Source organism: Microbacterium sp. LMI1-1-1.1, from assembly GCF_040815675.1.
In the GTDB taxonomy this organism is placed as follows: Bacteria; Actinomycetota; Actinomycetes; order Actinomycetales; family Microbacteriaceae; genus Microbacterium.
The window spans coordinates 24,912-46,354 of record NZ_JBFPNN010000007.1; the positions used below are offsets into that span (position 1 = coordinate 24,912).

The 21,443-nt window shown below is 71.7% G+C and carries 21 protein-coding genes; 7 read left to right on the plus strand and 14 right to left on the minus strand.

The window, feature by feature from the left end:
- Positions 1–191 precede the first annotated feature (191 nt).
- Positions 192–2,387: an ATP-dependent Clp protease ATP-binding subunit gene (locus MRBLMI1_RS06055; protein WP_367728313.1), complete on the plus strand. Its 2,196-nt coding sequence runs from the start codon at positions 192–194 to the stop codon at positions 2,385–2,387.
- 281 nt (positions 2,388–2,668) lie between these two features.
- Here MRBLMI1_RS06055 and MRBLMI1_RS06060 read toward each other — a convergent pair whose 3' ends face one another.
- Positions 2,669–3,253 (minus strand): nitroreductase family protein, encoded by a 585-nt coding sequence (locus MRBLMI1_RS06060; protein ID WP_367728315.1) that lies wholly within the window; start codon positions 3,251–3,253, stop codon positions 2,669–2,671.
- 139 nt (positions 3,254–3,392) lie between these two features.
- A complete protein-coding gene (locus MRBLMI1_RS06065) occupies positions 3,393–4,778 on the minus strand; it encodes a glucose-6-phosphate dehydrogenase (protein ID WP_367728316.1) in 1,386 nt (461 codons plus the stop codon).
- 113 nt (positions 4,779–4,891) lie between these two features.
- On the opposite strand from MRBLMI1_RS06065, the gene MRBLMI1_RS06070 reads away from it, so the two are divergent.
- On the plus strand, positions 4,892–6,667 hold the full coding sequence (locus MRBLMI1_RS06070; protein ID WP_367728318.1) for a glycoside hydrolase family 15 protein: 1,776 nt from the start codon (positions 4,892–4,894) through the stop codon (positions 6,665–6,667).
- A 94-nt stretch (positions 6,668–6,761) separates the two neighbouring features.
- Here MRBLMI1_RS06070 and MRBLMI1_RS06075 read toward each other — a convergent pair whose 3' ends face one another.
- The gene (locus MRBLMI1_RS06075; protein ID WP_367728320.1) at positions 6,762–7,400 is read right to left on the minus strand and encodes a nucleoside deaminase; all 639 of its coding nucleotides are present in this window, start codon (positions 7,398–7,400) and stop codon (positions 6,762–6,764) included.
- 154 nt (positions 7,401–7,554) lie between these two features.
- Here MRBLMI1_RS06075 and MRBLMI1_RS06080 point away from each other — a divergent pair, with 154 nt between their 5' ends.
- Positions 7,555–7,935 (plus strand): VOC family protein, encoded by a 381-nt coding sequence (locus MRBLMI1_RS06080; protein ID WP_367728321.1) that lies wholly within the window; start codon positions 7,555–7,557, stop codon positions 7,933–7,935.
- Positions 7,936–8,007: 72 nt separating this feature from the next.
- Here the strand turns inward: MRBLMI1_RS06080 and MRBLMI1_RS06085 are convergent, their stop codons facing one another.
- The 4 genes from MRBLMI1_RS06085 to MRBLMI1_RS06100 all read right to left on the minus strand — a co-directional run bounded on the left by MRBLMI1_RS06085 (position 8,008) and on the right by MRBLMI1_RS06100 (position 12,237).
- Complete coding sequence (locus tag MRBLMI1_RS06085) at positions 8,008–9,129, minus strand: ABC transporter permease (protein WP_367728323.1); 1,122 nt, start codon at positions 9,127–9,129, stop codon at positions 8,008–8,010.
- On the minus strand, positions 9,126–10,010 hold the full coding sequence (locus tag MRBLMI1_RS06090; protein ID WP_367728324.1) for an ABC transporter ATP-binding protein: 885 nt from the start codon (positions 10,008–10,010) through the stop codon (positions 9,126–9,128). Before MRBLMI1_RS06090 ends, MRBLMI1_RS06085 begins: the two co-directional genes overlap by 4 nt.
- A 228-nt stretch (positions 10,011–10,238) precedes the next feature.
- A complete protein-coding gene (locus MRBLMI1_RS06095) occupies positions 10,239–10,913 on the minus strand; it encodes a response regulator (RefSeq protein ID WP_367728326.1) in 675 nt (224 codons plus the stop codon).
- Entirely contained in the window at positions 10,906–12,237 is a 1,332-nt protein-coding gene (locus tag MRBLMI1_RS06100) for a sensor histidine kinase (RefSeq protein ID WP_367728327.1), read from the minus strand. The genes MRBLMI1_RS06095 and MRBLMI1_RS06100 overlap by 8 nt, the downstream gene beginning before the upstream one ends.
- Before the next feature lie 192 nt (positions 12,238–12,429).
- Between MRBLMI1_RS06100 and MRBLMI1_RS06105 the strand changes: the two genes are divergently transcribed.
- Entirely contained in the window at positions 12,430–12,687 is a 258-nt protein-coding gene (locus MRBLMI1_RS06105) for a hypothetical protein (RefSeq protein ID WP_367728328.1), read from the plus strand.
- 165 nt (positions 12,688–12,852) lie between these two features.
- A complete protein-coding gene (locus MRBLMI1_RS06110) occupies positions 12,853–13,425 on the plus strand; it encodes an NADPH-dependent FMN reductase (RefSeq protein ID WP_367728331.1) in 573 nt (190 codons plus the stop codon).
- Positions 13,426–13,515: 90 nt separating this feature from the next.
- Here MRBLMI1_RS06110 and MRBLMI1_RS06115 read toward each other — a convergent pair whose 3' ends face one another.
- The 4 genes from MRBLMI1_RS06115 to MRBLMI1_RS06130 form a co-directional block, all read right to left on the minus strand.
- On the minus strand, positions 13,516–14,751 hold the full coding sequence (locus MRBLMI1_RS06115; RefSeq protein WP_367728333.1) for an RNA polymerase sigma factor: 1,236 nt from the start codon (positions 14,749–14,751) through the stop codon (positions 13,516–13,518).
- Positions 14,748–15,173, minus strand: coding sequence for a YciI family protein (locus MRBLMI1_RS06120; protein WP_367728334.1), 426 nt, complete (start codon positions 15,171–15,173; stop codon positions 14,748–14,750). The genes MRBLMI1_RS06115 and MRBLMI1_RS06120 overlap by 4 nt, the downstream gene beginning before the upstream one ends.
- A gap of 610 nt (positions 15,174–15,783) precedes the next feature.
- The gene (locus MRBLMI1_RS06125; RefSeq protein ID WP_367728341.1) at positions 15,784–16,626 is read right to left on the minus strand and encodes an exodeoxyribonuclease III; all 843 of its coding nucleotides are present in this window, start codon (positions 16,624–16,626) and stop codon (positions 15,784–15,786) included.
- A gap of 86 nt (positions 16,627–16,712) precedes the next feature.
- The gene (locus tag MRBLMI1_RS06130; RefSeq protein ID WP_367728343.1) at positions 16,713–17,921 is read right to left on the minus strand and encodes a hypothetical protein; all 1,209 of its coding nucleotides are present in this window, start codon (positions 17,919–17,921) and stop codon (positions 16,713–16,715) included.
- A 109-nt stretch (positions 17,922–18,030) separates the two neighbouring features.
- Between MRBLMI1_RS06130 and pyrE the strand changes: the two genes are divergently transcribed.
- Complete coding sequence (gene pyrE / locus MRBLMI1_RS06135; RefSeq protein WP_367728345.1) at positions 18,031–18,609, plus strand: orotate phosphoribosyltransferase; 579 nt, start codon at positions 18,031–18,033, stop codon at positions 18,607–18,609.
- Between the two features lie 238 nt (positions 18,610–18,847).
- On the opposite strand, the gene MRBLMI1_RS06140 is transcribed toward pyrE, so the two are convergent.
- The 3 genes from MRBLMI1_RS06140 to MRBLMI1_RS06150 all read right to left on the minus strand — a co-directional run bounded on the left by MRBLMI1_RS06140 (position 18,848) and on the right by MRBLMI1_RS06150 (position 20,124).
- Complete coding sequence (locus MRBLMI1_RS06140; RefSeq protein ID WP_367728346.1) at positions 18,848–18,997, minus strand: hypothetical protein; 150 nt, start codon at positions 18,995–18,997, stop codon at positions 18,848–18,850.
- 13 nt (positions 18,998–19,010) lie between these two features.
- On the minus strand, positions 19,011–19,841 hold the full coding sequence (locus tag MRBLMI1_RS06145) for an HAD-IIA family hydrolase (protein WP_367728348.1): 831 nt from the start codon (positions 19,839–19,841) through the stop codon (positions 19,011–19,013).
- A gap of 112 nt (positions 19,842–19,953) precedes the next feature.
- Positions 19,954–20,124 (minus strand): CsbD family protein, encoded by a 171-nt coding sequence (locus MRBLMI1_RS06150; RefSeq protein WP_367728351.1) that lies wholly within the window; start codon positions 20,122–20,124, stop codon positions 19,954–19,956.
- A 184-nt stretch (positions 20,125–20,308) separates the two neighbouring features.
- On the opposite strand from MRBLMI1_RS06150, the gene MRBLMI1_RS06155 reads away from it, so the two are divergent.
- Complete coding sequence (locus MRBLMI1_RS06155; protein ID WP_367728352.1) at positions 20,309–21,250, plus strand: SDR family NAD(P)-dependent oxidoreductase; 942 nt, start codon at positions 20,309–20,311, stop codon at positions 21,248–21,250.
- Positions 21,251–21,443 lie beyond the last annotated feature (193 nt).

Genomic DNA, 21,443 nt, shown 5'->3' on the forward strand with positions numbered 1-21,443 from the left:
CCTGGTCGCGCGGGCGCGCGGTCCCGGCACACGCCCCGCCGCTGCGCGGTCCCGGCACACGCCGCGCCACGGGGCGCAAGGGGTGCGCGAGCGGGGCGCCGAGGTGGTGGCATCCATTGCTCCCGTTCGGGACCGCTGGTAAACTTGAGTCAGCGCGGCTCAAGTTCTGCGCAGAAACTTCGGGAGACCACATGAACGCCACACAACAGCCGGGGCAGGAGGACGCGCGCAGCGCCCTCGAGCAGTTCGGCATCAACCTCACCGACCGGGCCCGTCAAGGAAAGCTCGATCCCGTCATCGGGCGCGACGGCGAGATCCGGCGGGTCAGTCAGGTGCTCACGCGCCGCAGCAAGAACAACCCCGTCCTCATCGGCGAGCCCGGCGTCGGCAAGACCGCCGTCGTCGAGGGGCTCGCCCAGCGCATCGTCGCGGGCGACGTCGCCGAGAGCCTGAAGAACAAGGAGCTCGTCGCGCTCGACATCTCCGCGCTCGTCGCGGGGGCGATGTACCGCGGCCAGTTCGAGGAGCGGCTGAAGAGCGTCCTGAAGGAGATCACCGAGTCCGACGGTCGCGTCATCACGTTCATCGACGAGCTGCACGTGCTCATGGGGGCGGGCGGCGGCGAGGGATCGGTCGCGGCATCCAACATGCTCAAGCCCATGCTGGCCCGCGGCGAGCTCCGCCTGATCGGCGCCACGACGCTCGACGAGTACCGCGAGTTCATCGAGAAGGATGCCGCCCTGGAGCGCCGCTTCCAGCAGGTGTACGTCGGCGAGCCCACCGTCGAGGACACCATCGCCATCCTGCGCGGCCTCAAGGAGCGGTACGAGGCGCACCACAAGGTCGCCATCGCCGACGCCGCGCTGGTGGCCGCGGCATCCCTGTCCAACCGCTACATCCCGTCGCGCCAGCTGCCCGACAAGGCCATCGACCTCATCGACGAGGCGGCGTCACGGCTGCGCATGGAGATCGACTCCGCCCCGCTGGAGATCGACGAGCTGCGGCGGCACGTCGACCGGCTGAAGCTCGAAGAGCTCGCGCTGAAGAAGGAGAAGGACGCGGCGTCCAAGGAGCGCCTCGCGACGTTGCGCGAGAGCCTCGCGTCGGAGCAGGCGAAGCTCGACGAGCTGCAGGCCCGGTGGGAGCGGGAGCGCGCGTCGCTGAACCGCGTCGGCGATCTGAAGACCCGATTGGATGCCGCCCGTGTCGACGCCGAGCGCGCACAGCGCGAAGGCAACCTCGAGCGGGCGTCCCGGCTGCTGTACGCCGACATCCCGGCGCTGGAGCGCGAGCTGATGCTGGCCGAGCGCGAAGAGCCCACGGGCGACCGGATGGTCAACGAGCAGGTCACCGACGAGGACATCGCGGCCGTCATCGCCGCGTGGACGGGCATCCCCGTGGGGCGCCTGCTGCAGGGCGAGACCGAGAAGCTGCTCCACCTCGAGCGCGAGCTCGGCAAGCGGCTCATCGGGCAGAAGGATGCCGTGAAGGCCGTGTCCGACGCGGTGCGCCGCTCGCGCGCGGGCGTCAGCGACCCCAACCGGCCCGTGGGCTCGTTCCTCTTCCTGGGCCCCACCGGCGTCGGCAAGACGGAGCTGGCCAAGGCGCTGGCCGACTTCCTCTTCGACGACGAGCACGCGATGGTGCGCATCGACATGTCGGAGTACGGCGAGAAGCACTCCGTCGCCCGGCTGGTCGGTGCCCCTCCCGGGTACATCGGGTACGAGCAGGGCGGGCAGCTGACGGAGGCGGTGCGCCGTCGTCCGTACAGCGTCGTGCTGCTCGACGAGGTCGAGAAGGCGCACCCCGAGGTGTTCGACGTGCTGCTGCAGGTGATGGACGACGGTCGCCTGACCGACGGCCAGGGTCGGACGGTCGACTTCACCAACGTCATCCTGATCCTGACGTCGAATCTCGGCTCGCCGATCCTCATCGATCCGACGCTGTCGCTGCAGACCAAGCGGGACCAGGTGCAGGCGCTCGTGCGGCAGGCCTTCAAGCCGGAGTTCGTCAACCGCCTCGATGACATCGTCATCTTCCAGGCCCTCACCGAGGACGACCTCGCGCAGATCGTCGAGCTCACGGTCGACGCGCTGCACAAGCGGCTGCGCGAGCGCCGGTTGACCCTCGCAGTGACGCCCGACGCCCGGTCGTGGCTCGCCGAGCGCGGGTACGACCCGGTGTACGGCGCCCGGCCGTTGCGTCGGCTCATCCAGTCCGAGGTGCAGGACCGCCTGGCCATGGCGATCCTGGCCGGCAGCGTGCGCGACGGCGACCTCGTCCGCGTCGACGTCGCCTCGGACGGCGAGTCGCTCGTGCTGGCCAGCGCCGGTCCGGCCGCCGAAGCCGGCGACGACGACGTCATCGAGGCGGAGATCGTCGACTAGCGGCGGCGCGCGCGGCGCGCGCTTGTTTGCAGGACCGGTGGGGCGGGAGTGGCGCTTGCGCGCGCGTTTGCAGGACCGGTGGGGCGGGAGTGGCGCTTGCGCGCGCGTTTGGAGGACCGGTGGGGCGGGAGTTGCCGCCAGGGGCGGGTGGGGCGGTGCGGCCCGGCTCGGCCCTGCAGATTGTCCCCGCCGGCGCCGCGGCGACGCGAAACGCCCCCTGCCCGAAGTGCGCCGGGTGAGGCGTTTCGGTGCAGGGGGCGTTCGCGGAGGGATGCCGCGGATCAGGCGTCGACGAGAAGGGACTCGGCGATGGGGCGGCGCTGGCGCGGCGCGAGCTCGCGCTGACGCAGGCCCTCCTCGGCGGCATCGATGTCGCCGAGCGCGCCGACGGCGATCACCGTGACGGGGGCGAAGCGCGGCTCGACGTCGAAGGCCGCGCGCAGGTCCTCGGCCACGAAGCCGCCCATCTGGTGGGTCGCGAGGCCCTCGGCGTGCGCCTGGACCGTGAAGTGGGCGGCGGCCTGGCCGGCGTCGTAGTACGCCCACGCGCGGGCCTCGCCGTCCTCGGTCTCGGTCTCGGCCAGCACGACCAGCAGCGCGCCCGCGGCGGGGGCCCAGGCCTGGTTGAAGCCCATGAGGGCCGCGGAGAGACGGTCGTGCGCCTCGGTACCGCGGCGGGCGACGATGAAACGCCACGGCTGATGATTCATGCCGGACGGAGCCCAGCGGGCGGCCTCGAGGGCGGAGCGGAGGGCCGCCTCATCAATGGGCGTCTCAGGATCGAAGACGCGGGTGCTCCAGCGCTCGGCGAGCACGTCGAGGATGGGGGCGTCGGTGGGGGCGACGCGGTCGAGAGTGGTGGACATGGGGGCCTCCAGCGAAGAATCGGATGAGCGGGGCATCATCGACCCGCACCAGTGAACGCCATCGGGCGGCATCCTGTTCCCGTATGACGGTCGATGTCGGAGCGCGGAACGCCGCCTGTCAGCCCGCCGCAGCCGTTCGTCAGCCCGCCGACGCGGGGGCCGGCGTCGCGTGCCAGGACTCCGGTCCCGCGGAGCCCGCGGGGTACTCGTCGAGCGGCACCTTGCCCTGCCGCCACGCGTCGATCACGGGCTGCACGATGCGCCAGCACTGCTCGGCGGCGTCGCCGCGGACGGCGAGCATCGCGTCGCCGTCGAGGATGCCCGACAGGACTTCGCCGTACGCCTTCAACGCGCCCGCGCCGAGGTCGGCGGCCAGGGTCACGCGCTCGAGCTCGAGGGGGTCGTCGGCGCCGTTGACGTTGAGCTCGAGGCTCATCGTGTCGGGTCCGAGCGAGAAGACGAGCTTCGAGGGGTCGCTCTCACCGACGAAGCCGCCGGGAAGGTGCCGCACGGGCTTGAAGGTGACGGTGACCGCGGGGTAGCCGGCATCCAGTCCCTTGCCGGATCGCAGGGTGATGGGGACGCCCTGCCACCGGGCGGTGCGCACCTCGACGGTCATCTCGGCCAGGGTCTCGGTCTCGTGCGAGGGGTCGACGCCCGGCTCGTCGACGTAAGACACGAAGTGGCGGTCGCCGACGTCGCCGGCGGTGTAGCGGGCGCGGCGCGAGTTCTTCACGGGGTCGTCGTCGAGCACGTGGGTGGCGCGCAGAACCGCCGAGGTGGCGTCGCGCAGGTCCAGCTGGTCGAGGCTGGACGGCGGCTCCATCGTGACGAACGCCATCACCTGCAGCAGGTGGCTCTGGATCATGTCGACGAGCGCGCCGGCGGTGTCGTAGTACCCGGCGCGACCTTCGAGGCCCAGCTTCTCGGGGAAGTCCACGGTGATGGCGGCGATGTCGTCCGCCGACCAGACGCTCTCGATGAGGCGGTTGGCGAAGCGGACCCCGAGCAGGTTGAGTACGGTCGAGCGGCCGAGGAAGTGGTCGATGCGGAAGACCTGCTCCTCGGGCACGAGGGACGCGAGCTGCCCGTTGAGCCGGTGCGCGCTGGCCTCGTCGGTGCCGAACGGCTTCTCGAGCGCGAGGATGGTGCCGTCCGGGATGGTCACGTCGGCGAGGGCGACGCAGGCCTTCTCGGTGACGGCCGGCGGGACGGCGAAGTACAGCGCCGGGCGCCCCTCGGCCTCGTCGAGCAGGGTCTGGAGATCGGCCGCCTTCGTGATGTCGGCCTGCGAGTACGTCGTCGCGGAGACCGCGTCGAACGCGGCCTCGGCATCCATCGACTGGAAGGCCTTGTGCACGACGTCGCGCCAGTGCTCGTCGGTCCAGTCCTCCATGCCGGCGCCGTGCAGGCGCACCGAGCGCTTCGGCTCGCGCGCGAGCAGCTGGCCGAGGGCCGGCAGGAGCAGTCGCGAGGTGAGGTCGCCGGAGGCTCCGAGGATGATCAGGGTCGTGTCGGCCGTCATGGGCCTCACTGTATCCACGCCGTGTCTCGTGCCCAGAGGCTTGCGGAACCTTCGTGGAAACTCCATCGGAAAAGCCCTCCAGTGGAGGAGTCTCGGCCTGCAATGATCCGAAGGTGAGCACTCCGATCGAGGACTACGCCGTTCTGAGCAACTGCCGCTCCGCCGCGCTGGTGTCGTCCGCGGGCAGCGTCGACTGGCTCTGCTTGCCGCGCTACGACAGCGGCTCGATGTTCGGAGCCCTGCTCGGCGACCGGTCCCACGGGAGCTGGTCGCTCCGTCCGGCCGACGCGGACGCCCGGTCGACGCGCCGCTACGACGGCGACACGTTCGTGCTCGTAACGAGGTGGGAGACCTCGACGGGTGTCGCGGAGGTGCACGACGCGATGCCCGTCGACGACGGCGACTCCCTCGTCCGTCGTGTCGTCGGCATCTCCGGCGAGGTCGACTTCGTCAGCGAGGTGCGCCTGCGCTTCGACTACGCCCGCGCCGTGCCCTGGGTGCGCCAGGTCGGCCGCGACGGGGAGCACGCGATCCTCGCCGTCGCGGGCCCGGACGCGGTCGTCCTCCGCGGCCCCCGGCTCATCGCGGTCGACACCGCGCACCTCGCCCGCTGGACCACCGCCGCGGGCGAGAACGTGGACTCCGTGCTGTCGTGGGGCCCGTCCTGGCAGCCCGCGCCGGGACCGTTCGACGTGGATGCCGCCCTCCAGCGCACCCGAGACTGGTGGGCCGAATGGGCGGGGCGCGTGCAGTCCGCCGGCTCGCATGCCGCGCACGTCACGCGGTCGCTGCTGGTGCTCCGGGCGCTCACCCACGCCGAGACCGGCGGGATCGTGGCCGCGGCGACCACCTCGCTGCCGGAGGCCTTCGGCGGCGCGCGCAACTGGGACTACCGCTACGTGTGGCTGCGCGATGCGGCGCTCACGCTGGCCGCCTACATCGACCACGGCTACCTCGACGCCGCCCGTCGGTGGCGCGACTGGCTGCTGCGCGCGATCGCGGGCGACCCCGCGGACGTGCAGATCATGTACGGGATCGCGGGGGAGCGGGATCTCCCCGAGCGGGAGATCGACAGCCTGCCCGGCTACGAGGGCGCCGCACCGGTCCGCATCGGCAACGCCGCCGTGGGCCAGTACCAGGCGGACGTCATTGGCGAGGTCATGGTCGCGCTCCAGGCCGCTCGGCAGGCGGGTGTGGAGGAGACGTCGTTCTCGTGGGCCCTGCAGCGGGCGCTCCTGGATCAGCTCACGCACTGGGTCGACCGGCCCGACAACGGCATCTGGGAGATGCGCGGCGACCCGCACTTCTTCACGCACTCCCGGGCCATGGTGTGGGCGGCCTTCGACCGTGGCATCCGGGCCGTCGAGGAGGCCGGTCAGGACGGCGACGTCGCGACCTGGCGCGCTCTCCGCGACCGGGTTCGCGACGACATCGACCGCCGCGGCGTCCACACCGGCGGCTGGTTCACCCAGCACTTCGACACGGACGAGGTCGACGCATCCCTGTTGATCCTCCCGCAGGTCGGGTTCTGCGCCCCCGACGATCCGCGGATGCTGGCCACGGTGGCCCGCATGGAGGAGACCCTGATGCCCGACGGCTGGCTGCTGCGCTACCGGACCACGGGCGTCGACGGTCTCGCCGGTGACGAGCATCCGTTCCTCGCCTGCACCTTCTGGCTGGTCGAGCAGTACGCGCGCAGCGGTCGCCGGGACGACGCGGTCGCGCTGATGCGGCGCGCCACCGCCGTCGCGAACGACCTGGGCCTGCTGTCAGAGGAGTACGACCCGGTGAGCGGCCGGCAGGTGGGCAACACCCCGCAGGCGCTCTCGCACCTCGCGCTCGTCGGTGCGGCCGACGCCCTGGATGCCACGGCGCCGCCGACCGACTGACCGGCCGTCCCGCGGGGTCGGCCCGGCACGGTGACGCGCGGAAGGACCCACCGGTCGCCCGACCGGAGGACCGCGCCGGACCGCCGGGCCGGGCTCAGCGCGCCGCAGTCGCCTCGACCGCGTTCTCGCCGCTGCGGGCGTTGTAGACGAGAGCGCCGCCGGCATCGACCATCGCCCGGTAGTCCCGGAAGACGGCGAGGGCCTCGTCGCGCAGGACGTCCTGCACGACCTCGATCCCGCGCGCTTCGAACTCGGCCGCCCAGTCCGAGGTGAGGGGGCCTTCGTCGAACGTCGTGATCGCCTCGAGCTCGGGTCCCTCCCCGGCGACGACGAGCGTGCGCACGCCCGACCACATCGTGGCGCCGTAGCACTGGATGCAGGGGCGCCAGTTGACGACGAGCTCGTGGCTCGGCATCCCTTCTCCTCCGAGATCCCACGACCCCAGCGCGGTCTGCGCGAGACCGAGCGCGGTGACCTCGGCGTGCCCGCTGGAGACGTTGCTGCCCAGGACGACGTTGACCCCCACCGAGACGATGCGTCCGGTGGCGGTCTCGGCGACGAGAGCGGCGAACGGGCCGCCGTTGCCCTCGCGGAAGTTGCGGGCGGCGAGGCGGTGCACGAGACGCATGCGCTCGGTGCGGTCCGGGATGACGTCCGGCACATCGGCGAGCTCGTCCCCGATCCACGCGGGCAGGTCGACGCGGTACGAGGTCGCGAGGGTGGCGAGGTGCATGGGAGTCCTTCTCTCGTGGGGCAGGTCGGAGCGAACGGAAGCGTCGCATTCCGGTCGAACTTACGGCAGGGGCGCCGGCCTTCTCGGCAGCGCCCTCGACAGCGCGCCCGACACGGAGGACCCTGGACGCATCACTCCCGACGAGAGGACGTCCATGTTCACCACCGACCACGCGTTCAGCGGCTTCTCGGTCGACGACCTCGACGCGGCCCGGCGCTTCTATCAGGACACCCTCGGCCTCGACGTGGAGGTGCTCGAGGGTTCCGGCTTCCTGCAGCTGACGCTGGGCTCGGGCGGCCGCGTGCTCGTCTACGGCAAGCCGAATCACGAGCCGGCGTCGTTCACCGTGCTCAACTTCCCCGTCGACGACATCGACGCCGCCGTCGACGACCTGATCGCCCGCGGGGTGGACACCAAGATCTACGACGACTCCGAGTTCCCGACCGACTCCCGCGGCATCATGCGCGAGATGGGCCCGGCCATCGCGTGGTTCCGCGACCCGGCCGGCAATGTCCTCGCCGTCCTCGAGGGCTGACCTCGCGCGACGGTGGAGGGGATGGATGCCGCGAGGCGGCGGCATCCATCCCCGGACGAACCGGCGGGGGTGTCAGCCGCGCAGGGCCTCGGCCAGCTTCACGCGTGCGCCCATGCGCAGGAGCGAGTTCTGGTAGATGCGCGCGGCGACGAGGATCGCGGCGACGCAGGCCGCGACGAGGATGAGCAGCGACAGCAGGGGCTCCCACCACTGCGCGTCGCCGATGTACAGGCGCAGCGGCATCCCGACCGGGGCGGAGAACGGCACGTACGACATGATCGCCAGCACGAGCGGGTTGTCGTTGAAGAAGATCACGAGGAAGTACGGCGCGAGCACGAGCATCGTCAGCGGGGTCGTGGTGGAGCCGATGTCCTCCTGACGGGAGACCATGGCGGCCGCCGCGGCGAACAGCGACGCCAGCAGCACGAACCCGAACAGGAAGAACACGGCGAACCACGCGATCGGAGCGCCCAGGGTCGTCAGCACGCTCGCCTGTCCGGTCACGCTCAGGCCGACGACCGCGATCGCGGCGAGGAGCACGATCTGCGCCATCGCCAGCACGGTGTTGCCGAGCACCTTGCCCGCCAGCAGCACGCGGACGGGGATCGCCGAGATCAGGATCTCGACCACACGCGTCTGCTTCTCCTCGACGACGCTCTGCGCGATCGTGCCGCCGAACGTGCTCGCGGCGATGAGGAACACCAGGCCGAAGCCGAAGGCGATCAGGTAGCGCAGGGCGTCGGCCGCTCCGGCCGCCGGGTCGAGCATCTGCACCGGGGGCGACTCGCTCAGCAGCTGCAGGAGCGCCGAGGGGACGCTGTCCTCCACGAGCACGGTGTAGTCGAACGACCCGCCCGACGGGTTCGGGACGAGGGCGGCATCCACCGTCCCGTCCTCGACGAGCGCCTGGGCCGCGTCGTCGGAGTCGGCGACGGTCACGTCGAGACCCGCGACGCCCGTCACCGCGTTCTCGGTCTGAGAGGTCACGGCGACGGGGATGCCGGAGTCCGATCGCGCGTCGCCCGCGGCGAACCCGCCCCACAGCACACTCGCGAGGGCCGCGACGAGGAGGAAGGCGGTCGAGATGACGAACGCCTTGCTGCGCAGCTTGGAGCCGATCTCTCGTTCGGCGACGAGCCACACGCTCTGCAGCTCGCCGGGGGACCGGTGCCCGGTGGGGGTCTGCGTGCTCACTGGATGACCTCCTTGAAGATCTCGGCCAGGGTCGGGCGTTGCGGGGCGAAGCTGGCGACGTCGCCGCGGGCGACGGCCTGGCGGAGCACCCGCTGCGCGGCCTCGTCGTCGGAGGCGTCGAAGAGTGCGTAGCCGCCGTCGAAGTCGATCACGGTGACGCCGGACTCCTCCCGGAGCCAGCCCGCGTCGCCGTGCGACAGCAGCTCGTAGCGGTGCGTCGCGTGCTGTGCGCGAAGCTCCTCGCGGGTGCCGGTCGCGCGGATGGTGCCGCCGGCGATGATGACGAGGTCGTCGCACAGCCGCTCGACGACGTCGAGCTGGTGCGACGAGAACAGCACGGCCGCTCCCGTCGCGGCCTTCTCCTGAAGGACGCCGGCGACGACGTCCACGGCGAGCGGATCGAGGCCCGAGAACGGTTCGTCGAGGATCAGCACGTCGGGTTCGTGCACGAGCGCGGCGGCGATCTGCGCGCGCTGCTGGTTGCCGAGCGACAGCGTCTCGACGAGGTCGCCGAGGCGCTCGCCGAGCCCGAGTCGTTCGAGCAGCGCCGTGGCCTTCGTCGTCGCTTCGGCCTTGCCGAAGCCGTGCAGGCGGGCCAGGTAGGCGATGTGCTCGACGACCTTCATCTTCGGGTACAGCCCGCGCTCCTCGGGCATGTAGCCGAAGCGGCGGCGGTCCGCCGTCGTCACGGGCGCGCCGTTGAGCGCGACGGTCCCGCCGTCCTTGGCGAGCACCCCGAGCGCGATGCGCATCGTGGTGGTCTTGCCCGCGCCGTTGCCGCCGACGAATCCCGTGAGCCGCCCCGGGGCCACGGCGAAGCTCACGTCGTCGAGCACGCGGCGTCCGCCGTAGCTCTTGGTGATGCCGTCCAGTTCGAGCACAGTCGTCCCCTCTCCTCGTCCCCTCACGCTAGTGAGGGCCGGGCGCGGCGGCATCCGTCGGGGGAAGGGTTGCCGTCCTCCCCCGTGCGGGGGAGAGCCGTCGTGCGGGGCAGGCCGTCGTGCGGGGGAGAGCCGTCGCGCGGGGAGGCCGTCGTGCGGGGGAGAGCCGTCGCGCGGGGGCCGTGCGGGAGCGGTACCGGCCGAGGTATCGCGGGGAAGGCTCGGCGCTCAGGCCAGGCCGTGCCGGTGCGCGAGCACGACCGCCTGCACGCGGTCGCGGGCGCCGAGCTTCTGCAGGACGTTGGACACGTGCGTCTTGACCGTCGCCTCGCCGATGAACAGGCGTGCAGCGATCTCGGCGTTGCTCAAGGCCTCGGCGACGAGGCGCAGCACCTCGGACTCCCGATCGGTCAGCGGTTCGCCGAGCGTCAGGGGCGGAACGCGGGGAGGGAGGGATGCCGCGGCCTCCCCGCCGCGCCCGGCGAAGCGTTCGATGACCCGGCGCGTGACCTCGGGGGCGAGCAGCGCGTCGCCGGCGCCCACGACGCGCACCGCCGCGACGAGCTCCTCGGGGCCGGCGTTCTTCAGCAGGAACCCGCTGGCGCCGGCGGCCAGGGCGGCGAACACGTAGTCGTCGCTGTCGAACGTGGTGACGATGAGGACGGCGGCATCCACATCCGGGTCGGCGAGGAGGCGTCGGGTCGCCTCGAGCCCGTCCATGTCGGGCATCTGCACGTCCATGCAGATGACGTCGGGACGCGTGCGGCGGGCGACCGCGAGCGCTTCGAGCCCCGTGGACGCCTCCCCGACGACGTCGATGTCGTCCTCGAGGGTCAGGATGGTGCGGAAACCCGCGCGCATCATGGCGTGGTCGTCGACGAGCAGCACGCGCAGCTCAGGCACGGGTCGCCTCCGGAGGGGTCGGGGCGGATGCGTCCGCCGCGAAGGTGAGCGGCAGACGGGCGCGCACGAGGTAGCCGCCGCGGGTCCGCGGGCCGATCTCGACGGTGCCGCCCGAGACCGCGGCGCGTTCGCGCATGCCCAGGTGCCCGAGGCCCGTGCGCACGGGACCGTGTCGGCCGGTGTTGGCGATCTCGAGCTCGACGGCATCCGGGTCGAAGCGCAGTCGGACGTCGGCGGTGGCGCCCGGACCCGCATGACGCCGGGCGTTGGTCAGGGCCTCTTGAGCGATCCGGTACAGGTTGACCTGCAGGAGCGGGGACGGCTCCGCGTCGATCTCCCCGATGACCGTGAACGTCGTGGGAAGACCCGCCTCGGTCGCCTCCTCCACGAGGGCCGGGATCGTCGCGAGGCCGTGCGTCGTGGGCGCCGTGTCCGGGGCGTCGCCGCCGGACGTGCGCAGGGTCTCCAGCAGTTGGCGCAGCTCCCGCAGCGACGTGCGCGCCGACTCCTCGACACCCGTGAGCAGGTCGCGGGACTTGTCCGGGTCGCGCGTGAGGATCGAGCGGGCGGCGCCGGCCTGCACGCCCATCAGCGACACGTGGTGCGCGACGACGTCGTGCAGCTCGCGGGCGATACGGACGCGGTCGAGGGCGACCGCCTGGGCGGCGGTGACCTCCCGCTCGGCCTCGAGCTCCGCCGTGCGCTGCTCCAGGGCGGCCCGCTCCTGCGCCTGCTGATGCGAGCGCTCCCCGAAGTAGTAGGCGCCGCCGAAGTAGAGGACGTTGATGAGCAGGCCCGCCAGCTGACTGGCGACGAACGCGGGCACCTGCGAAGGGCCGAGCGTCCCGGCATCGAGGCCGGAGAGGGCGGCCTGAACGATGGTGACCGTCAGCCAGGCGGCCATCGCCACCATCACCACCACCCGGATGACGAGGGCCCGTCGCCGGTCCGGGACGTGCGCGCCGACGGTGTAGAAGACGATGAACAGGCTGACGTTGCCCGCGTAGAGCTCCGGGATGCCGATGGTCACGGCCACGAAGTACGCGACGGCGACAACGATGAGCATCGTGGCGGGCCACTTCCGCCGCAGGGCCACCGCGGCACCCAGGACGAGCGCGTAGGGGACCGCGAGGCCGGCCACGTCGACGCTGCCGTAGTAGCCGGAGATCGCCGTCAGGCCCGCGCTCACGAGAGCGCCGAACAGGACGACGGCGCCGAGGACGAGGTCGACGCGGTTCGTGGAGACGGGTCGCGCGATTTCCTCGGCGGTCGGACTGCGGTGGCGCGCCGTGGCGGTCACGGGTCCTCGCGAGGGGGTGGACACGTCCAACAGTCTAGGTCGGGTCATCCCGCCGCCCCAGGGGCGATTCCGTCGCCCGGGGGAGGTGCATGCCGCCCGGGGCGGGCGAGGCTTGTCGGACGGATGCCGCGCGCTCCGTCCGACCCGACGGATGCCGCGCGCTCCGTCCGACCCGACGGATGCCGCGCGCTCCGTCCGAACGAGAGGACGTCGATCATGGCGAGACTGGACAAGCTCCTCTGGGGAGACCGTGCCGACCCCCGGGACGAGCTGCGGGAGCTGTTCCCCTCCATCGAGCGCGGGAGCCTCGCGGCTGCCCGACAGTGGGCGAGCGAGGTCGTCGCCGCAGCGGGTGTCAGCACCGACGACGAGCTCCGCGTCATCAAGGTGCTGCGGGATGCGGAGCCGCGTCTGTCGTTGAAGCCGGCGCGCTTCCTTGCGACGCAGGTGGCGGGCGCACCCCGGGAGACGTGAGCGTCTCTTCCCCTGGCGGGGCGGGGGCCCTGCGGTGAGCGGAGCCCTGCACCCCTGGCATCCGTCCGTCAAGCGGGTCGGGAATACAGGGGCATCCGGGATTCTTTCCCGTGAATGTACCTGGCGGCCGCGCGCCGCCGACGACACCCACACAGGAGGATCATCGTGACGGACCACACGATCGGCTACATCGTCGGAAGCATCTCGAGCACGTCCATCAACCGCCGTCTGGCGAAGGCGCTCGAGAAGGTCGCCCCGGAGGGCGTCACGCTCAAGGAGATCCCGATCAAGGACCTCCCCTTCTACTCGCCCGACGCCGACGGAAAATTCCCCGAGGTCGCGGTCGACTTCAAGAAGGCCATCGAGGATGCCGACGGCGTCTTCATCGTCACGCCCGAGTACAGCCGCTCCATCCCCGGCGTCCTGAAGAACGCCCTCGACTGGTCGGCGCGCCCCTACGGCGAGGCGTCCTTCAACGACAAGCCGACCGCCGTCATCGGCACCTCGCAGGGCGGCATCGCCACCGCTGCCGGCCAGCAGCACCTGCGCTCGGTCCTCCTGCACTACAACGCCCTCGTCCTCGGCCAGCCGGAGGGCTACATCCAGTCCACGCCCGGCCTCTTCGAGGAGGACGGCACCGTCACCGACGAGTCGACCGCCGCGTTCCTCCGCTCGATCATCGAGGCGCTCGTCACGCTCATCGAGCGCGTGAAGCCGGCCGAGGTCCCCGCGGCCTGACGCACGGTCTCAGCGGGGTCGGGGTTCGCTCCGGCCCCGCCGTCGTTCGCCGCAGCGGTATTCGTCTTCCGCACTCTCGTCGGGCGGCGGCTAATCGGACAGCGCGTCGGCCTTCCGTCGCAGCAGCGCCGCCTCGCGCTCGTTCCGGGTCGACTCCGCGGCCGAGCGCAGCTCCTCACGCGCCTCGCGCGTCCGGCCCAGCCGCGACAGCAGCTCCCCGCGCACCGAGGGGAGGAGGTGCGATCCCTTCAGCGCCCCGGTGCCGGCGAGCCCGTCGACGATCGCGAGGGCGTCGAGGGGACCGGATGCCATCGACACCGCCACCGCACGGTTCAACTCCACGACGGGGCTCGGCGCGATCCGACCGAGCATCTCGTACAGCAGCACGATGCGGTCCCAGTCGGTGTGCTCGACGCTCCGCGCCTCCGCGTGGCAGAGGGCGATCGCTGCCTGCAGCGCGTACGGGCCGCGCCCCCGGTCCAGGGCGTCCGCCCGCTGAAGGAGATCCCGCCCGCGTGCGATCGCCGACCGGTCCCAGCGGCGACGGTCCTGGTCGGCGAGGAGGACGGCATCCCCGCGCGCATCGACGCGGGCCGCGAAGCGCGAGGCCTGCAGCTCCATGAGCGCGGACAACGCGAGCACCTCGTGCTCGCGCGGGAGCAGGGCGCCGAGCACGCGACCCAGTCGGATGGCCTCGTGCGCCAGCTCGGTGCGCAGCACCGCGTCGCCGGAGCTCGCGCCGTAGCCCTCGGTGAAGACCAGGTAGATCACCGTGAGCACCGCCGCCCGCCGCGCCGGCCACTCCGTCGGCTCCGGCACCGCGAACGGCACCCGTGCCGCGCTCAGCGCCTTCTTCGCGCGGACGATCCGCTGCTGCATCGTCGGTACCGGGACGAGGAACAACCGCGCGATCGCCTCGGTGTCGAGGCCGCCGACCACCTTGAGCGTCAGCGCCACCTGCGCTTCCCGCGACAGCACCGGATGGCATGCAGCGAACACCAGTCGCAGCACGTCATCGGGGATGGGCTGCCAGTCGGCATCCGGGACGTCCTCGAGGTCCGCGCCCAGCAGCCGGTACCGCTCCTCCAGCCTCTGCTGTCGACGCCAGCCGTCGATCGCGCGGCGCTTGGCGACGGTTGTCAGCCACGCGCCGGGATTGTTCGGGATGCCGTTGCGCGGCCACTGTACGAGGGCTTCCGCGACGGCATCCTGTGCAAGGTCCTCGGCCGTGCCGAGGTCGCCGACCACGCGCGCGAGCGTCGCGACGACCCGGGCGCCTTCGATGCGCCAGATCGCCGCGACGCGTCGCGCGACGTCGGTGGTCACCGCGAGGCCTGCTCCTCGCGCCAGCCCTCCTCCTTCTGGATGTACTCGTTGTCGGCGAAGGCCGCGAAGTCGGTCTCGTCGGTCACCCGGCGCACCTCGAGCTTGTTGCCGGCGATCAGCGGCGCGCGCCGCGCCCATTCGATCGCCTCCTCGCGGGTGGACACCTCGATGATCCAGAACCCGTTGAACAGCTCGTGCGTCTCGCCGTAGGGGCCATCGGTGACGACCGGCTCCTCGCCGCCGAACTCCACGACGAAGTTCTTGCTCATGTCCTCGGCGAGGCCGTCGCCGGCCACAAGGACGCCCGCGGTCATCATGGACTCGTTGTACGCGCCCATGTCGTTGATGATCTGCTCGAAGGGGATCTGCTTGTACGCGGCGTACGCCTCGTCGGTGCCGCGCATGATCAGCATGAACTTCATCGTGAACTCTTCTCGTCGGTGCTCTCTGGAGCGATCTGAGGGGAGCGAATGCCTCCCCTTACTATCGCGTCGAACGGCGACCAGCGGAATCGACAGCGCGCGGGAAAAGTTTGCGGGGGCCGGGGGCCGGGGAGGGCTCGCGCGGGAGGTGCGGAGCTTGCGCGGGCGTCGCGGAATCGGATGGATGCCTCGGATTCGGACCTTTCCGCCCGATCGCTCCGATTCCGGCGCTCTGATCCGATTCCGCGCCGCCGCCGACCGCGCTCCTCGCAGAATGGCGGCTCTCTCGCAGTTTCCGGTCGCGCATCTGCGAGAAGCGTGCCGGACTGCGAGGATCGCGCGGCGTGGTGGTCAGCAGATTCGGATGGATGCCTCGGATTCGGACCTTTCCGCCCGATCGCTCCGATTCCGGTGCTCTGATCCGATTCCGCGCCGCAGGATCGAGCGACGTGGCGGTCGGCAGATTCGGATGGATGCCTCGGATTCGGACCGGTCCGCCCAGTCGCTCCGATTCCGGCGCTCTGATCCGATTCCGCGCCGCCGCGGCCCGCACCGACGAGCCCGCCGCGCGGGCGGAACAGTACCCGGATGCCGCGGAAGCGGCGCCGCGTCAGCCGAAGATCATCGGCAGGTCGTCGTCGTCCTCGCCGGTGAGGTCGAGGTCGGCGACGACCGGGACGTGGTCGCTCGGGACCTCGCCCTTACGCTCGTTGCGGTGGATCTCGGCGCCCTGCACGGCGTCGGCGAACGCCGGGGACCCGAGGATGAAGTCGATGCGCAGCCCCTCGTTGCGGGGGAAGCGCAGCTGCTTGTAGTCCCAGTAGGTGTAACCGGTGGGGATGAGCGGGCGGACGACGTCCGTCAGCCCTGCCGCCTCGAACGCGGCGAACGCGGCGCGCTCCGGCGGGGAGACGTGGGTGGTGGCACCCTCCACGACGGTCGGGTCGCCGTTGTCGTCGTCGGTCGGGGCGATGTTGAAGTCGCCCGTCAGCGCGAGCGCGAGGCGCGGGTCGGCCGCGAGCTGGTCCGCGGTGTACTGCCGCAGCGCTTCAAGCCAGTCGAGCTTGTAGACGTAGTGCGGGTCGTCGAGCGAGCGACCGTTCGGCACGTACAGGCTCCACACGCGAACGCCGCCGACAGTGGCGCCGAGCGCGCGGGCCTCCTTCGGCAGGTCGGGGCCCTCCTTGCCCTTCTCGAAGCCCGGCATGCCGGGGAAGCCGATCTGCACGTCCTCCAGCGGCTCGCGGCTGGCGATCGCCACACCGTTCCACTGGTTCAGTCCGTGCGCGGCCACGTGGTAGCCGGCCTCCTCGAAGGCGGCGTACGGGAACTGCTCCGTCTTGCACTTGATCTCCTGCATCGCCAGCACGTCGATGTGCTCGCGGACGCAGAACTCGACCGTGCGGTCGATGCGAGCACGGATGGAGTTGACGTTCCAGGTGGCCAGGCGCATGGCATCCAGCCTACTTTCGGCCGCCGACACCCGACGCCCGCGGGGGCGTCGTCTGAATCGCCACTCGGATCGAGGAACGGCGACGGTCAGACGAACGCGAAGACGACGGCCGCGCCCGTCGCGATGGCGCTGACGATGGCGGTCGACACCAGGCCGGTGGCGGGTCGGCGGGGGTGCTGCACCGCGGCGATAGCGAAGAGCACGGTCCACATGCCGGCGGTGAACGCCAGGCTCAGCGACGCGATCACGCGGGGCGCGGCGTCGCTCCACACGATGACGCCCGCCCCGACGGGGATGCTGAGGAGGGCGAGGAGCAGGAACCGCACACGCGGCCCGCCGTCGGGTGGGGGGAGGTCGACAGCGGGCCGCGGTGGGCGTGCTCCGAGCAGCGCCCGCACCGCGTCGACGTCGCCTGCGCTCGGGTCGTCGTACGGCACGCGGGAGGCGTCGACCAGGCGATCGTCGGCGTACGCAGGGCGCGATCCGCTGAGCAACACGTCGGCGTAGGCCGAACGCTCCTCCGCCGTCGTCAGTCCCGCGATGGTGCATCCCCACCGTGCCGCCTCAGCCGGACGCCCACGACGGCGCGCGTCGTCGACGAGAGCGTGTCGCGCCGTGTCCGTATCGTCGACGGCGACGAGCGCGCGCAGCATCGCCCGTCCCTCGCGCGGTCGGGTGATCATGAGTTCCGCGGCGCGCATCTGCAAGAACGTCGGATCGAGGCCGAGTCGCGGTCGGACGGTCCTGATGAGGCCGAACACCAGCGCGAGCCCGAGGAGGACGGCCGCCGTCACCACCAGGACGGGCCCGTCCGCCGACCTCGCCCCGGCGAGGCCGTCCACGATGACCTTCCCGATACCGAACACCGGCACCAGGGCGACCGCCGCCAGCAGGGCCGCCGCCACGCAGCCGCTGACCTCGGCGACGGTCTCTCGTCGCGCGCCCGGGCGTCGTTCCCTCAGGGCAGGGTCCGAGAGATCGGCGACGGCGTGAGGGAGGGGCGTGGATGCCGCGAGCGACAGGCTTCGACGGACGTAGTCGCCGCGGTCGGCGGTGCCGGCGAGCCAGAGCCGCAGCTGCGCGACCTCGTGGGGTCTCCCCCATCCCGGGAAGACGATGCCCCAGCGCCCGGCCTGCGCAGGCTGGCGGATCCGGCGGTAGTGCTCGGCGAGCGCGCGCCGGACGGCGTCGTCGGTGCCCGCGCGCAGCTTCGCCTCCTCGCGGGCGTCGGGATCGACGTCGCGCCCGCTTGCCTCGAGGGCTGCGATCAGCTGAGCGGAGCCCTTCTTCTGCACGGCTCGAGTATGCCCGGCTCCGGTGCCCGACACGGACCCCGACTCCGCAGGGCGGCGAGGGGGATGGATGCCACGGGCCCTGGCATCCATTCGCAATAGACTCGACGGCGTGACCGCCGCCTCCACGCCCGAGCTCGAAGCAGACCGTCAGGCGCTCATCCGCCTCATCTCGGACGAGGCGGTGTTCCACGGCGACTTCACCCTCTCGAGCGGCAAGAAGGCGACGTACTACGTCGACATGCGCAAGCTGACCCTCGACCACCGGGCCGCACCGGCCATCGGCCGCCTGGTGCTGGACCTCGTCAAGGACATCGACGGGGTCGTCGCCGTCGGCGGCCTCACGCTCGGCGCCGACCCCATCGCCAACGCGGTCATGCACGAGTCCGTGCGCGCGGGCCGTCCGTTCGACGCGTTCGTCGTGCGCAAGGAGCCCAAGGACCACGGCCGCGGCCGTCAGGTCGAGGGCGCCGACGTCGCCGGCAAGCGCGTGGTCGTCGTCGAGGACACCTCGACCACCGGTCAGTCCGCGCTGAAGGCCGTCGAGGTCCTGCGCCGCGAGGGCGCCGAGGTGGTCGCCGTGGCCGTCGTCGTCGACCGCAAGACCGGCGCCCAGGCCGCCGTCGAGGCCGAGGGGCTGCAGTGGCTCGGCTCGATCGACCTCGACGATCTGGGCCTGCAGCCGCAGTAACCCGCCTCACCGGCGACAGGCGCCACGGCGAGGACATGCCGTTTCGCCGAGGATCCGCCTGTCCCGGCGCCGCTGCCTGTCCCGGCGCTGCTGCCTGTTCCCGTGCCCCGTCCCGGCGCTGCTGCCTGTCCCGGCGCCGCTGCCTGTCCCGGCGCTGCTGCCTGTCCCGGCGCCGCTGCCTGTCCCGGCGCTGCTGCCTGTCCCGGCGCCGCTGCCTGTCCCGGAACGGCGGCCGGCGTCAGCGCGGGGTGTCGTCGTCCGGGCCGGGGCCGTCGAACGGATCGTGCCCGCCGCCGCGCCGTCCGCGCACCCACTGCACGATGAACGCCACGAGCGTGCCGGCGGTGATGAAGAAGGCGACGATCAGCCAGAGTGTGCGGTCATCCATGCGCTCGATCCCCTCAGATCCCCGCGGACAGTCCGTCCTCGCCGTCGGCGAGGTCCGTCTCGACCGGCTCGTCGCGCACGAGCTCGGCGACGGAGCCGAGGATCTCGTCCGGACGGAACGGGTACTTCTCGATCTCGTGCTGATCGCTGATCCCCGTCATCACGAGCACCGTGTGCAGCCCGGCCTCGATGCCGGCGACGATGTCGGTGTCCATGCGGTCGCCGATCATGCCGGTGTTCTCGCTGTGCGCCCCGATGCGGTTCAGCGCCGACCGGAACATCATCGGGTTCGGCTTGCCCACGATGTAGGGCTCCTTGCCGGTGGCCTTCGTGATGAGCGCCGCGATCGCGCCCGTCGCGGGGAGGACGCCTTCGGTGGAGGGGCCGGTGGCATCCGGATTCGTCGCGATGAACCGCGCGCCCGCGCGGATGAAGCGGATCGCCTTCGTGATCGCCTCGAAGGAGTAGTTGCGCGTCTCGCCGACGACGACGTAGTCGGGCACGGTCTCGGTCATGATGAACCCGGCCTCGTGCAGGGCCGTGGTGAGTCCGGCCTCGCCGATGACGAAGGCGGACCCGCCGGGCATCTGCGCCTTGAGGAAGTCCGCGGTCGCGAGTGCGGAGGTCCAGATGGATGCCTCGGGCACCACCAGTCCGGACGCGCGCAGGCGCGCGCTCAGGTCGCGCGGGGTGAAGATCGAGTTGTTCGTGAGCACCAGGAAGGGCGTCCCCTCGGCGCGCCACTGCGCCAGGAGCTCGGACGCTCCGGGGATCGGGGTGTTCTCGTGGACGAGCACGCCGTCCATGTCGGTCAGCCAGCACTCGATGTCCTGCCGGGTTCGCATGCGCTCAGCCTAGACCCGGCACTTCCGCGGGCACCGCGTACCCCTCGGGGCCGGCGGGAACAGGCAACGGGGGCGGAGCCTCGCGGCCCCGCCCCCGTTCCGTCGCGCCTGCTTACTTGAAGGCGTCCTTGACGTTCTCGCCGGCCTTCTTCGCGTCGGCCTTGGCCTGGTCGGCCTTGCCCTCGGCGGCGAGCTTGTCGTTGTCGGTGGCGTTGCCGATGGTCTCCTTGGCCTTGCCCACGATGTCCTGAGCGGCGTTCTTGATCTTGTCGTCCAGACCCATGATCTGTCCCTTTCTCGTATCGACGTCGCAAGCGGCGGGTTCGCCGTGCGGAGCGTTGTTCACCATGGAGACGTGTCGAGCGGCGGATTCGTCACGCGCCGCGGGAAAAAACTTCCGAGCGGGCCGCATTCCCCTCCCGGAATGCACCCGTGACGACGGGGAGTGTTCTCGTTAGTGTCGAGGGGTGACGCGCGACGACTGGGACCCCGAGAGCCTTCGCGACCTCTCGGGGCGCACGTACCTCGTCACCGGCGCCACCCGCGGTCTCGGCTTCTTCGCGTGCGAGCAGCTCGCCGGCGCCGGCGCGCACGTCATCCTCACCGGACGCCATCCGAACAAGCTCGTCACGGCGAAGGCGGCCGTGCTGCGCAGCACTCCGGATGCCGACATCGAGACGCTCCTGCTCGACACGAGCAACCTCGGGTCGGTGCGTGCCGCCGCGGCGACGGTCCGCGCGCGCGGCCGCCTCGACGGGCTCCTGCTCAACGCGGGGGTCGTGCATCCGCCGAAGGAGCGGCAGCTGGCCGGCGGACACGAGCTCGTCTTCGCGACGAACGTCCTGGGGCACTTCGCGCTCGGCGGGGAGCTCCTCAAGCCGCTCGCCGCCGCGCGCGGGCGCATGGTGTGGGTGGGCAGCATGTCCACGTCGCTCTGGAACCACGTGCCCACGGACCCCGAGCTGACCGAGGGCTACACGCCCTGGCGCGCGTACGTCCAGTCCAAGGCCGCGACGACCGCGCTCGCGCTCGAGGCCGATCGTCGGCTGCGCGCCCACGACGTCCCGGTCGAGAGTCTCGTCGCGCACCCCGGCTACTCCACGAGCGGCCGGACGCGCGGCATCCGCGGGGTCAACGAGCCGTCGCGCCTGTCGCGGTTCCTCGACAACCTCCAGGCGCCCGTCACGCAGTCCAAGGAGGAGGGGGCGTGGTCCCTCGTCCGCGCGCTCGTCGACCCGCTCGCCGAGGGCGGGCAGATGTACGGCCCCGCGCTCGTCGCGCGCGGTCGGCCGCGCCGGGCGACGCCGGCCCGGCGGACCCGCGGCGACGCGCTGGGTGCCGGCCTCTGGGAGGCGTGCGAGAAGGCCACGCACGTGCGCTGGCCGTTCGCGAAGGTCCGCCGCGCCTGACGCCGCGCTCACGGCGGTGAGTTGCCCCATATGTACGCCGGAGGCGCTCCCTGGCGTGCATATGCGCCAAGTCAGCGCTTCAGGGACCTCGCGCCCACGACGGTGACTTGCCCCATATGTACGCCGGAGGCGCTCCCTGGCGTGCATATGCGACAAGTCAGCGCTTCAGGGACCTCGCGCCCACAGCGGTGAC